Origin of the sequence: Cellulomonas sp. CW35, assembly GCF_052378485.1 — a bacterium.
GTDB lineage: Bacteria > Actinomycetota > Actinomycetes > Actinomycetales > Cellulomonadaceae > Cellulomonas > Cellulomonas uda.
In genome coordinates, this window is sequence record NZ_CP199000.1 from 2,249,008 (window position 1) to 2,261,224 (window position 12,217).

At 73.7% G+C, this 12,217-nt stretch carries 10 protein-coding genes; 1 reads left to right on the forward strand and 9 read right to left on the reverse strand.

Features of this window, described 5'->3' with window-relative positions; genetic code table 11:
• Window positions 1–2: 2 nt before the first annotated feature.
• The 3 genes from ACT17Q_RS10305 to ftsY form a co-directional block, all read right to left on the reverse strand.
• A complete protein-coding gene (locus ACT17Q_RS10305) occupies window positions 3–344 on the reverse strand; it encodes a P-II family nitrogen regulator (RefSeq protein ID WP_094179723.1) in 342 nt (113 codons plus the stop codon).
• Complete coding sequence (locus ACT17Q_RS10310; RefSeq protein WP_094179722.1) at window positions 344–1,648, reverse strand: ammonium transporter; 1,305 nt, start codon at window positions 1,646–1,648, stop codon at window positions 344–346. The genes ACT17Q_RS10305 and ACT17Q_RS10310 overlap by 1 nt, the downstream gene beginning before the upstream one ends.
• A gap of 177 nt (window positions 1,649–1,825) precedes the next feature.
• Window positions 1,826–3,082, reverse strand: a complete 1,257-nt coding sequence (ftsY, locus tag ACT17Q_RS10315) for a signal recognition particle-docking protein FtsY (protein WP_094182085.1) — start codon at window positions 3,080–3,082, stop codon at window positions 1,826–1,828.
• A gap of 292 nt (window positions 3,083–3,374) precedes the next feature.
• Between ftsY and ACT17Q_RS10320 the strand changes: the two genes are divergently transcribed.
• The gene (locus ACT17Q_RS10320; RefSeq protein WP_444662271.1) at window positions 3,375–4,628 is read left to right on the forward strand and encodes a pectate lyase; all 1,254 of its coding nucleotides are present in this window, start codon (window positions 3,375–3,377) and stop codon (window positions 4,626–4,628) included.
• A gap of 77 nt (window positions 4,629–4,705) precedes the next feature.
• Here ACT17Q_RS10320 and ACT17Q_RS10325 read toward each other — a convergent pair whose 3' ends face one another.
• From ACT17Q_RS10325 to ACT17Q_RS10350, 6 genes are all read right to left on the reverse strand, one after another.
• Window positions 4,706–5,041, reverse strand: coding sequence for a hypothetical protein (locus tag ACT17Q_RS10325; protein WP_094179720.1), 336 nt, complete (start codon window positions 5,039–5,041; stop codon window positions 4,706–4,708).
• A gap of 90 nt (window positions 5,042–5,131) precedes the next feature.
• Window positions 5,132–8,695, reverse strand: coding sequence for a chromosome segregation protein SMC (gene smc, locus ACT17Q_RS10330; protein ID WP_444662273.1), 3,564 nt, complete (start codon window positions 8,693–8,695; stop codon window positions 5,132–5,134).
• 97 nt (window positions 8,696–8,792) lie between these two features.
• The gene (ndk, locus tag ACT17Q_RS10335) at window positions 8,793–9,218 is read right to left on the reverse strand and encodes a nucleoside-diphosphate kinase (protein ID WP_094179718.1); all 426 of its coding nucleotides are present in this window, start codon (window positions 9,216–9,218) and stop codon (window positions 8,793–8,795) included.
• 110 nt (window positions 9,219–9,328) lie between these two features.
• Window positions 9,329–9,748: a DUF4233 domain-containing protein gene (locus ACT17Q_RS10340; RefSeq protein ID WP_444662276.1), complete on the reverse strand. Its 420-nt coding sequence runs from the start codon at window positions 9,746–9,748 to the stop codon at window positions 9,329–9,331.
• A complete protein-coding gene (locus ACT17Q_RS10345; RefSeq protein WP_444662278.1) occupies window positions 9,745–11,460 on the reverse strand; it encodes an MDR family MFS transporter in 1,716 nt (571 codons plus the stop codon). Before ACT17Q_RS10345 ends, ACT17Q_RS10340 begins: the two co-directional genes overlap by 4 nt.
• 84 nt (window positions 11,461–11,544) lie before the next feature.
• Window positions 11,545–12,207 (reverse strand): TetR/AcrR family transcriptional regulator, encoded by a 663-nt coding sequence (locus ACT17Q_RS10350; RefSeq protein ID WP_444662280.1) that lies wholly within the window; start codon window positions 12,205–12,207, stop codon window positions 11,545–11,547.
• Window positions 12,208–12,217: the final 10 nt, after the last annotated feature.

The following is a 12,217-nucleotide window of genomic DNA, read 5'->3' on the forward strand; positions in this document are numbered from 1 at the left end:
GGCTACAGCGCGTCGTCGCCGTGCTCACCGGTGCGGACGCGAGCCACGTCCTCCACCGGCACGACCCAGACCTTGCCGTCGCCGATCTTGCCGGTCTGCGCCGCGCGCACCAGGACCTCCACGACCCCGGCGACGTCCTCGTCCGCGACCAGCACGTCGATCTTCACCTTCGGGACCAGGTCGACGGTGTACTCCGCGCCGCGGTAGACCTCGGTGTGACCGCGCTGACGGCCGTAGCCGCTCGCCTCGCTCACGGTCAGACCGCGGACACCCGCCGCCTCGAGGGCCGACTTCACGTCGTCCAGCCGGTGCGGCTGGATGACCGCCGTCACGAGCTTCGTCATCACTTCACCTCCGTCACGACCCGGGCGCCGCCCAGGGTCTCGTACGCGGACTCACCGTGCACCGCGAGGTCGATACCGCCGACCTCGACGTCCTCGCTGACCCGCCACCCCATCGTCGCCTTGAGGGCGAGCCCGATGACGAGGGTGACCACACCGGAGAACACGACCGCGACCAGGGCGATGATGACCTGGATGAGCAGCTGGTCGACCCCGCCGCCGAAGAGCAGGCCGGTGTCCGCGGCGAGGAAGCCGATGAGCACCGTGCCGACGAGACCACCGACGAGGTGGACGCCGACGACGTCGAGCGAGTCGTCGTAGCCGAACTTGTACTTCAGGCCCACGGCGAGGGCGCAGAGCACGCCCGCGATGACACCGAGGATGATCGAGGTGACCGGGCGCAGCGCGCCTGCTGCCGGGGTGATCGCGACGAGGCCGGCGACGATCCCGGACGCGGCACCGAGCGACGTGGCGTGGCCGTCACGGATCTTCTCGGTGACGAGCCAGCCGATGATGGCCGCGGCCGTCGCGGCCGTGGTGTTGACCCACGCGAGACCCGCGTTGCCGTCGGCCGTGAAGGCGGAGCCCGCGTTGAAGCCGAACCAGCCGAACCACAGGAGGGCGGCGCCGAGCATCACGAACGGCAGGTTGTGGGGACGCATCGGCTCCTTGCCGAAGCCCTTGCGCTTGCCGATGATCAGCGCGAGCACGAGACCTGCGACACCGGCGTTGATGTGGACGACGGTGCCACCGGCGAAGTCGATGGGCGTCGTGTTGGCGACGCCGTCCGTCACTCCGAAGATCGACGCCGCGATCGAGCCGTCCGCACCCGAGAGGAGGCCGCCGCCCCAGACCATGTGCGCCATCGGGAAGTACGCGAGCGTGACCCAGGCGGCGACGAACACCAGCCAGGTGCCGTACTTCACGCGGTCCGCGAGCGAACCGCTGATGAGCGCGACCGTGATGATGGCGAACGTCACCTGGAAGGCCACACCCACGGCCGCCGGGACGCCGAAGCCGTCGATGATGAACTCGCCCGAGTCGTCCCACAGCGTCCCGGCCAGACCGAACTGGTCGAACGGGTTGCCGAAGATTCCGGCGACGTCGCTGCCGTACGACATCGACCAGCCCCAGAGCACGTAGACGATGACCGTCACGGCGATCGCGCCGAAGGACATCATCATCATGTTCAGGACGGACTTGCCGCGGACCATGCCGCCGTAGAAGAACGCCAGCGCAGGCGTCATGAGCAGCACCAAGGACGCTGACGTCAGCATCCAGGCTGTCGCTCCGGTGTCCAGCTCCATGAGTCGCTTCTCCCCTCGCCAGCCCGGGGTGGCTGGTCGCGGACAACATTCGGGGAGCGGCGTTTCGCCGGGCGGCTGCGGGCGTTACCGGCAGGTGACAAGGGCCACCCCCGTGTAAACGTTCGGTTTCGCGCCGCCGGGCTCGTCCAGGTTGACCGAAGCGTCCGGCGGCGTGCGCTACTGCAGGAGGCCGTCGACGAACGCCTCGGCGTCGAACGGCGCGAGGTCGTCGGGACCCTCGCCGAGGCCGACGAGCTTGACGGGCACCCCCAGCTCGCGCTGCACGGCCACGACGATGCCACCCTTGGCCGTGCCGTCGAGCTTGGTGAGCACGATGCCGGTGACGCCGGCGACCTCGCCGAACACGCGCGCCTGCTGCAGGCCGTTCTGGCCGGTGGTGGCGTCGAGGACGAGCAGCACCTCGGTCAGCGGCGCCTCCTTGGTGATGACGCGCGTGATCTTGCCGAGCTCGTCCATGAGGCCGGACTTGTTCTGCAGCCGGCCCGCGGTGTCGACGACGACGACGTCGACGTCCGCCTGCTTGCCCGTGCGCACGGCCTCGAACGCGACCGAAGCTGGGTCGGCGCCCTCGCGCTCGGAGCGCACGGTCGGCACGCCGACGCGCGAGCCCCACGTCTCGAGCTGGTCCGCGGCGGCGGCGCGGAACGTGTCGGCGGCGCCGAGCACGACGGACCGGTCCTCGGCGACGAGCAGGCGCGCGAGCTTGCCGATGGTCGTCGTCTTCCCGGTGCCGTTGACACCGACGACCAGCACGACGGCGGGCGTGCGAGTCCCGTCCGGCGCGACCGTGGGGGCGGTGCGCAGCTCGCGGTCGAGCGTCGGGTCGACGAGCTCGAGGAGCTGCGCGCGCAGCAGCGCGCGCACGTGCGCGGGGTCCTTGAGGCCCTCGACGCGCACGCGGGTGCGCAGCGCCTCGATGAGCTCGCCGGAGGGCCCGGCGCCGACGTCGGCGAGCAGGAGCGTCTCCTCGAGCTCGTCCCAGTCGTCCTCGGACAGGTGGTCGCGGGACAGGACGGCGAGCAGGCGCGTGCCGAGCGGCGAGCCCGAGCGGGACAGGCGGTCGCGGAGCCTGGCGAGCCGGCCCGCGGCGGGTGCGGGCACCTCGACGACGACCGCGTCCGCGAGCGCCGCGTCCTGCGGCGCCACGACGTCGAGCTCGACGCCGGCCGGGACCGTGGCGGTGGCCTCGTCGGTACCGAGCCCCGCGGTGGGCGGCACGTCGAGCGCGACGCCGGACGCGTCGCCGTCGGGTGCGCCGGCCTGCGTGGGGACGTGCTCGACCGTCGAGGTCGGCGAGGTGGTCTCGTCGTCGTCGCGCGTGCGGCGGCGCGAGACGAACAGGGTCGCGACGACCGCGACGAGCGCGATCGGCACACCGGCGGCGATGAGTGTGGTCAGGGCATCGGGGCTCACGCCCACAGTCTGACGGCGCACGGGTGCGCGGCGCGAACCCTGCGCGCGACCACAGCGCGTGACGCGCGTGACCGCGGCTGGGCACGCGCATCACCGCCCGCGGTGTGGACGCGCCCGGGACCGGGTCCGGGCAGGCGATTCGTTTCGCACCATCGCGGTGGCGCGGACGCGGTGGGTACGTTCACAGACCGATGCGCCCGACCCTCGGTCGTGTCCAGGAGAGCGTTGTCCACCTCGGAGGTACGCCATGCACCGCACACCCGCGCACCGGGTGCCGCCCACGCTCAGACGCGTGCGCCTGACCATCGCCGCGATCGTCGTCGGCGCCCTCGCCGGCACGCTCGGCCTCGCGTCCGCCCTCGGTGCCACCGCGGCCACCGTCGACCCCGGCGCCTGGTACGTGCTCGTCAACCGCAAGAGCGACAAGGTCCTCGACGTGCAGGGGCACGCCACGACCGACGGGTCACCCCTCGTCCAGGCGACGCGCACCGACGCGACCAGCCAGCAGTTCCGGCTCGTCGCGGCCGGCGACGGGTCGTACGAGCTGCTGCACCGCGCCTCGGGCAAGGTCGTCGACCTGTGGGAGTGGAGCACGGCCGACGGCGCCACCTTCCGGCTGTACCGCGACCTCGACGGCGCGAACCAGCGGTTCCGGCTCGTCGACCAGTCCGGCTACGTCCGCCTGGTCAACCAGCACTCCGGCAAGGTCGTGCAGGTCGCGGGCGCGTCCACCGCCGACGGAGCGGCCGTGGTGCAGGGCACGGACACCAAGTCCTACCACCAGCAGTGGGCCCTGGTGAAGGTCGGCAGCGGCACCGCACCCACGTCGAGCGCCCCGCCCACCACGACCCCGACGACCCCGCCCGCCACGGGCAGCTGGCCGAGCGCGACCGGGCAGCAGAAGGTGTCCTCGACCATCGCCGTGAGCGGCACGTTCGACGGCCGGCTCGTGCGCTACTACGGCATCTCGTCGGGCGGGCAGGACGAGTCCCAGCCGCCGATGTTCCAGCTCTCGGACGGCGCGGTGCTCAAGAACGTCATCCTCGGCTCGGGCGCCGGCGACGGCGTGCACTGCACGGGCACCTGCACGCTGCAGAACGTGTGGTGGGAGGACGTCGAGGAGGACGCCGCGACCCTCAAGGGCAGCTCACCGTCGCAGGTCATGACCGTCGACGGCGGCGGCGCGCGGTCGGCGTCCGACAAGGTGTTCCAGCACAACGGCCCGGGCACGTTCGTCATCAAGAACTTCCAGGCGACGGACATCGGCAAGCTGTACCGCTCGTGCGGCAACTGCTCCAAGCAGTACGCGCGCACCGTCGTCGTGCAGGGCGTCACCGTCACGGTGCCCGCCAAGTCGCTCGTCGGGATCAACCCCAACCTCGGCGACCGCGCGACGCTGTCCGGCATCACGGTCGTCGGCGACACGTCCCGCAAGGTCGCGATCTGCGAGGAGTACCGGGGCGTCACCTCGGGCGAGCCGACGAAGGTCGCCTCGGGTCCCAGCGCGGCGTGCGGGTACGACCCTGCCGCGGTCGGCTACCGCTGACGACCGACCGCGTGGCGTGCGGCCCCGCGTCGTCCGGCTCCCGGACGGCGCGGGGTCCGCACGGGGTCAGCGCCAGGTCAGCCGTGCCGGCGCAGCGGGATCGCGCGCGCGGCCTTCTCGCGGGCGCGGTGCAGACCCGCCTGCAGGTCGTCGACGTGCAGGTAGCCCTCGCCCTGCTCAGCCGTCGCGCGCAGGAAGTCCGCGAGCGACAGGTCGACCGGCTCGGCCTCGGCGGCACGGGCCGCGTCCACCTGGTCCGGGGCCGGGTTCTTGCGCGCCCGCCAGCCGCGGCGGAACGCCCGCAGGGGTGACTCGTCGTCACGCCGCTCGTCGGCGTCGGACGTGCTGGCGACGAGCAGCACGAGACCCGCCACGGCGAGGGCGACGAGGACTCCGATGATGACGGGAAGCACGGGTCAATTCTCGCCCCGGGCACCCGCGACCGCTCACCGAGGGGCGAGGTCCCACGACTTCCCACACACGATCTTCACGCCGCCCGGGCGTCAGGCGGAGTCGCGCATCCGCTGGCTCACGACGGTCGTCACGCCGTCCCCGCGCATGGTCACGCCGTAGAGCGCGTCCGCGATCTCCATCGTGCGCTTCTGGTGCGTCACGACGATGAGCTGCGAGTCCTCCTGCAGCTCACGGAAGATCTCCAGGAGCCGCCCGAGGTTGGCGTCGTCGAGCGCCGCCTCGACCTCGTCCATGACGTAGAACGGGCTGGGCCGGGCCCTGAAGATCGCGACGAGGAGCGCGACCGCGGTGAGCGAGCGCTCACCGCCGGACAGCAGCGACAACCGCTTGACCTTCTTGCCCGCGGGACGTGCCTCGACCTCGATGCCCGTGGTGAGCATGTCGCCCGGGTCGGTCAGGACGAGCCTGCCCTCGCCGCCCGGGAACAGCCGCGGGAACACGTCGTCGAACGCCGCCGCGGTGTCGCGGTACGCCTCGGCGAACACCTGCTCCACGCGCTCGTCGATCTCCTTGACGATCTCCAGCAGGTCCGCGCGGGACTTCTTGAGGTCCGCGAGCTGGTCGACGAGGAACTTGTGCCGCTCCTCGAGCGCGGCGAACTCCTCGAGCGCGAGCGGGTTGACCCGGCCCAGGAGCGAGAGGGCGCGCTCCGCGGCGCGCAGCCGCTTCTCCTGCTGCTCGCGCACGTACGGCACGTGCGTGGGCGCCTCGGGGTCCGGCTCGGTGCCGGGTGCGACGACGACCGGCACGTCGCGGTGCGGCCCGAACTCGTCCAGCAGCACCGCGGGATCCAGGCCGAGCTCCTCGACGGCGCGCGTCTCGAGCTGCTCGATGCGCAGCCGCTGCTGCGTGCGCGCCACCTCGTCCCGGTGCGCGACGTCCGTGAGCCGCCCGAGCTCCGCCGCCTGCTGCTCGACCGTGACGCGCGCCGCCCCGATCGCCTCGTCGCGCCGCGCCCGCGCCGCCTCGGCGGACTCGCGCTCGTCGGACGCCCGCCGCAGGGACCCCTCCAGCAGCGAGAGCGTGCGCGTCGCACCCGCACGCACCGCCTCGGCCACGGCGGCCTGCCGGGCCCGCTCCCGCTCGCGCTCCTGCGCGCGCTCGCGCGCGACCCGCTCGGCGCGTGCCGCGCGTTCGAGCGACTCGGCGCGTCCCGCGAGGGCGCGGGCGCGCTCCTCGGCCGTGCGCAGGGTCAGGCGGGCCTCGGTCTCGCGCTGCCGCGCGGCCGTCGCCGCCTCGAGCAGTGCGTCACGACGGGCCGTGCCCTGCGTGATCTGCGCCTCGCTCTCCCCCGGCTCGACCTCGGCCGCGGCGAGCCGTGCCGTGAGCTCGGCGAGCTGCGCGGTGTCCTCCTCGAGCGTGCGCGACGCCGCGTCGAGCGACGCCTGCACGCGCTCCGCCTCCGCCCGCGCGGCACGCGCCGTGGACCCCAGGTTCCCGAGCTGCTCGGCCACCGCCGCGAGCTGCGCGTCGGACTCGTTGAGCCGTTCGAGCGTCTCGTCGTACCGCGTGCGCGCCTCGCCGCGCTCCTGCGTGGCGCGGGCGAGCGCGAACCGGAGCCGCTCGGCGTCGGCGGCCGCCGCCTGCGCGGCCTGACGGGCCTGGTCGAGCGCCGCCTGCAGGTGCAGCGCGCTCGGCGCGCTCGCCGACCCGCCGGACGCGCGGGTCGCGGACAGCACGTCACCGGTCCGGGTCGCGACGACGAGCCCGGGCGCCTGCGCGAGCACCGCGCGCGCCCCCGCGAGGTCGTCCACGACGACGACGTCGGCCAGGAGCGCGTGGACCGTCCCGCGCACGTTCTCGGGCGCCCGCACGAGGTCGACCGCGGGGACCGCACCCGCGGGCAGGTCCGCCGGGAGGTCACGCGGCACGGCCGTCCCGCCGCCCACGAGCAGGCTCGCGCGGCCCGCGTCCTGCGTGCGCAGCCAGCGGATCGCGTCGACCGCCGCCCCGAGCGACTCGACGGCGACCGCGTCCGCGGTGGCGCCGAGCGCGGCGACGACCGCTTCCTCGTCGACCGGGTCCACGGCGAGCAGCGCCGCGACCGAGCCGATCGTCCCCGGCAGCGAGTCCGCCGCGAGCAGGGCCCCCGCGCCGTCCTTGCGCGTGAGGCTCAGCTCGAGCGTCTCGGCGCGCGACTCCTGGTTGGCGCGCTCACGCTCCGCGGCGGCCAGCGCCTCCGTCAGCTCGGCGACGCGGGCGGTGGCGGTCTCGAGCGCCTCGGCGGCCGACTCGTGCGCGGCGTCGAGGCCCTCCTCGCCCTCCTCGGCGCCCGCGACCTGCGACTCCAGCGCCGCGAACCGCGCGGTCGCCTCCGCACCGCGACGCTCGGCGGCGACGAGGGTCTCCTGGAGCCGGCCCAGCTCGGCCTGCGTCGCCTCGACGCGGCTGCGGCGCGCCGCGACCTGACCCGCGAGGCGCGCCACGCCCTCACGCCGGTCCGCGGCACCGCGCAGCGCCGTCGCGAGCTCCTTCTCCGCGTCCGCGGCCTGCTGCTCGACCTCCTGCCGCGCGGCGACCGCCGCGTCGAGCGCCGCGCGCGCGAGGTCCACCTCCGCGGCGAGCTCCGCCTCGGCCTGCCGCACGCGTCCCGCCTGCGCGGCCAGGTCGTCAGGGTCGCGTCCGTCCGTGCGCTCGGGCACCGCGGCGCCCAGCAGCCGCACCCGGTCCGCCGCGAGCGACGCGGTGCCGCGCAGCCGCTCGCGCAGCGACGACAGCCGGTACCAGACCTCGCTGACCTGGGAGAGCTCCGGGGCGGCCTCGGCGGCCTCGCGCTCGAGGGTCGCGAGGTGGGCGCGCGTGCGGGCGAGCGCCGACTCGACCTCCTCGCGCTGGCGCGCGACCGCGGTCTCGTCGGCGATCTCCTGCTCGAGCTGGGCGGTCAGCTGCGCGAGGTCGTCCGCGAGCAGCCGGGCCCGCGCGTCCCGCAGGTCGGCCTGCACCACGGCGGCCTTGCGCGCGACCTCGGCCTGACGGCCCAGCGGGCCGAGCTGACGGCGGATCTCGGCGGTGAGGTCGCCCAGGCGCGTGAGGTTGGCCTGCATCGCGTCGAGCTTGCGCAGCGCCTTCTCCTTGCGCTTGCGGTGCTTGAGGACGCCGGCGGCCTCCTCGATGAACCCGCGCCGCTCCTCGGGCGTCGCGCGCAGCACCGCGTCGAGCTGGCCCTGCCCGACGATCACGTGCATCTCGCGGCCCAGCCCGGAGTCCGAGAGCAGGTCCTGGATGTCGAGCAGACGGCAGCCCTGACCGTTGATCGCGTACTCCGAGCCGCCGTTGCGGAACAGCGTCCGGCTGATGGTGACCTCGGTGTACTCGATCGGCAGCGCGCCGTCGGTGTTGTCGATGGTCAGCGCGACCTCGGCGCGACCGAGCGGCGGACGCCCCGCGGTGCCCGCGAAGATGACGTCCTCCATCTTGCCGCCGCGCAGGGACTTGGCGCCCTGCTCCCCCATGACCCACGCGAGCGCGTCGACGACGTTCGACTTGCCGGAGCCGTTCGGGCCGACCACGCACGTGACGCCCGGCTCGAAGCTCAACGTCGTCGCCGAGGCGAACGACTTGAACCCGCGCAGGGTCAACGTCTTGAGGTGCACGTCCGCGAGTGTAGGTGGACCGCGGTCCCGAGCCGGGGACGTGCGCGACGAACCGGCCGCACCGGGGCGCTCGCCCCTGCCCGACCCGTCCGGGATGTCACAGGCCGGGGAACCACAGCCCGATCTCGCGCTCGGCCGACTCCGGGGAGTCCGAGCCGTGCACGATGTTCTCGATGACCTTCCGGCCCCAGTCGCGCGCGAGGTCGCCGCGGATCGTGCCGGGGGCCGCGACCGTCGGGTCGGTCGCGCCCGCGAGCGAGCGGAAGCCCTCGACGACCCGCTGGCCCTCGACCACGGCCGCGACGACCGGGCCCGAGAGCATGAAGTCGACGAGCGGCTGCAGGAACGGCTTGCCGGCGTGCTCGGCGTAGTGCTCCGCGAGCAGCTCGGGCGTCGCCCGGCGCAGCTCGAGCGCGACGAGCGTGTAGCCCTTCGCCTCGACCCGGCGCAGGACCTCCCCCACGAGGCCGCGCGCGACGCCGTCGGGCTTGACGAGGACGAGGGTGCGCTGCGAGTCGGTCATGGCGCTCACCCTAGTGTCGGCTCCCGTGCGCGGGCCCGGCCCGCCGGACGTCGTGTTCGTCACGTCTCGTCCGGTCCGCGGGCGTCGGGCCGCCCCGTCTGGCCGCCCGGTCAGGCCGCTGCGGCACCGCCCGGCTCGAACGGGTGCGCGGCGTCGTACTCGGCGCGCTCCCGGTCGATGCGCCCGCCGATCCGCAGCGCCGCGACCCACAGGCCGACGAACACGAGCGCGACGAGCACCGCGATGTCCCGCGCGACCGCCGGCAGGACGACCGCGGCCGCGACGAGCCAGCCCTGCAGGACCCAGCCCACGAGGTACCCGCCGCGACGCGTGACCAGCCCCGACGCGAGGACCAGCAGGAGTGCGAGACCGCCGCCGACGCCCCACACGACGGGTGCGGGCGCCACGCGCAGGCCGTACGCCACGAGCGTCGCGAACAGCACGCAGCACGCCTCCAGGACGAGGATCGTCTGGGTGAACTGCGGCTTGGCGGGTCGCTTGCGGCGCACGGCCGGCGCGGGGGACGTCACCGGCCCAGGCTACCGGCGCGCTCGTCGTCGACGTGCTCCGCGAGGTCCCCCTGCTCCGCGAGGTCCACGTGCTCCGCGACGTCCACGTGCTCCGTGAGCTCGTCGACGACCACGGCGGACGGCGCCCCGGACCCGTCGGCGGCCACGGCCTCGCCGCGCGCCACCATGCCGGCCACGTCGGAGAGCGCGACCTCCTTGAGGAACAGCGCGAGCACGAGGCCGACCAGCACGAGCGGCACGAAGTACCAGAACGACGGCGCGAGCGTGCTCGCGAACGCGTCGATCACGCCGGACTTGTACGGCTCGGGAAGCGCCGCGACGGCCTCCGGCGTGACGTCCGACGCGCCGGCACCGAGCTGCGGGGCGCCGGCGAACACGTCGGAGAGCTTGGTGAACAGCGCCGTGGTGAAGATCGTCGAGAAGACGGCCGTGCCGACCGCCGCGCCGATCTCGCGGAAGAAGTTGTTCGCGCTCGTGGCGGTGCCCAGCTCGTGCGGGTCGACCGCGTTCTGCACCGCGAGCACGATCGTCTGCATCACCAGGCCCATACCGGCGCCGAGCACGAAGATCATCGCGCCGAACAGCACGAGCGACATGTCGCCGGTGATGCGCGTGAGCCACATCAGGCCGAGCGCGGTGACGAGCAGGCCGACGACCGGGTAGATCTTGTAGCGGCCGGTCTTCGTGATCGCGACACCGGAGCCGATCGCGGTGAGCATGACGCCCGCCATCATGGGCAGCAGCAGGAACCCGGACTCGGTGACGCCCACGCCCGTGGACATCTGCAGGAACGTCGGCAGGAACGCCAGGGCGGCGAACATGCCCGCGCCCAGGATGAAGCCGATGAGCGTGGCGATCGTGAACGTCGGGTTGCGGAACAGGCGCAGGGGCAGGATCGGGTCCCGGGCGAACCGCAGCTCGACGACGACGAACGCCGCGATCGCGAGGACCGTGCCGCCGACGAGCGCGACGAGCCACGGGTCCGACCAGTCGTAGTCGCGGTTGCCGGAGAAGGACGTCCACGAGCTCGCGAGCACGAGACCCGACGTGGCGACGACGAGGAAGACGATCCCCGCCACGTCCACCGGGCGCTCGGAGCGGTGCGACGGCAGCCGCAGCGTCACCCACGCCGTCACGAACGCCGCGATGCCGATCGGGATGTTGACCCAGAAGCACCAGCGCCAGTCGGCGTGCTGGGTGAACAGGCCGCCGAGCAGCGGGCCGATCACGGCCGCGATGCCGAACAGTGCGCCCATCGGGCCCATGTACTTCCCGCGGTCCTTGGCGGGCACGATGTCCGCGATGATCGCCTGCGACAGGATCATCAGGCCGCCGCCGCCGAGGCCCTGCACACCGCGCCAGAACACGAGCTCGCCGAACGTCTGCGCGAACCCCGCCCCGGCGGACGCGAGCGTGAACAGACCGATCGCGACGAGGAACGGCCAACGCCGGCCCCACAGGTCGCCGAACTTGCCGTAGAGCGGCATGACGATCGCGATCGCCAGGATGTACGCGGTGACGACCCACCCCTGGTGGGCGACGCCGTCGAGCTCGCCGACGATCGTCGGCATCGCGGTGCCGACGATCGACTGGTCGAGCGAGGACAGGAACATGCTCGCCAGGAGCGCGCCGAAGATCAGCCAGACTCGGCGCTGGGTGAGCACGACGAGCGGCGCGCCGTCCGTCTGCTCGGGCGTGGTGGCCACGGCCATGGGTACCTCGTTCGGGGTCGTACGGCCCGGGCCGGGGGACGGTCCGGGAGATCTGGTGCCGGGCGCCTCAGGGGCGGCCGGGGGTCACGGGACGGGGGGTCCGACGAGCGCGCGCAGGCCGCCGACGATCGCCGCGAGGTGCTCGCGGGGGTCCGTCTCGGGCCCTGCCGCCTCCCAGCGCATCGCGGTGGAGTGGACGAGGAACAACGCGAGCGACGCGACCACGTCGGGGTCGACCCGTGCCGCGGGGCCGTCCTGAACGGCGTCCACGGTCGCGAGACGCTCGGTGACGAGCTCGGCCATCTGGGTCCGGTGCGCCTCGACCCACGCGATGTGCCGGGAGAGCAGTCGCGGGTCGCGCGACGCGAGCTCGAGGGTGCGCAGGAAGCGCTCCTGCCCCATGGGCGGGTGGCGCATCGCGTCGGCGAGCAGCTCCTGCAGGTCGGTCAGCAGGTCGCCGGTGGGCCCTCCGTCGACGAAGGTGCCGGTCGCGGGGGTCGACAGGACCCACGGCGCGTGGCCCAGCACCGCGTCGTCCTTGGACTCGAAGTAGTTGAAGAACGTGCGGGCGGAGACGCCCGCGGCCTCGCAGATCGCTTCGACGGTGACCGCGTCGATCCCGTCACGCTCGACGAGGCGGTGGGTGGCGTCGATGAGCGCCTCGCGCCGCGCGCGCTTCTTGCGCGCGCGCAGCCCCTCGTCGGAGGGCTCGGGCTGCACGGGGGCAGCGGGACGCGTCTCGATCACGCGTCAACGT

What these genes read in the sequence shown, in the direction of transcription:
- ACT17Q_RS10305 (WP_094179723.1), bottom strand. Translation starts at nt 344, where the DNA reads ATGACGAAGCTCGTGACGGCGGTCATCCAGCCGCACCGGCTGGACGAC.
- ACT17Q_RS10310 (WP_094179722.1), bottom strand. Translation starts at nt 1,648, where the DNA reads ATGGAGCTGGACACCGGAGCGACAGCCTGGATGCTGACGTCAGCGTCC.
- ndk (WP_094179718.1), bottom strand. Translation starts at nt 9,218, where the DNA reads ATGACCGACTCGCAGCGCACCCTCGTCCTCGTCAAGCCCGACGGCGTC.
- ACT17Q_RS10345 (WP_444662278.1), bottom strand. Translation starts at nt 11,460, where the DNA reads ATGGCCGTGGCCACCACGCCCGAGCAGACGGACGGCGCGCCGCTCGTC.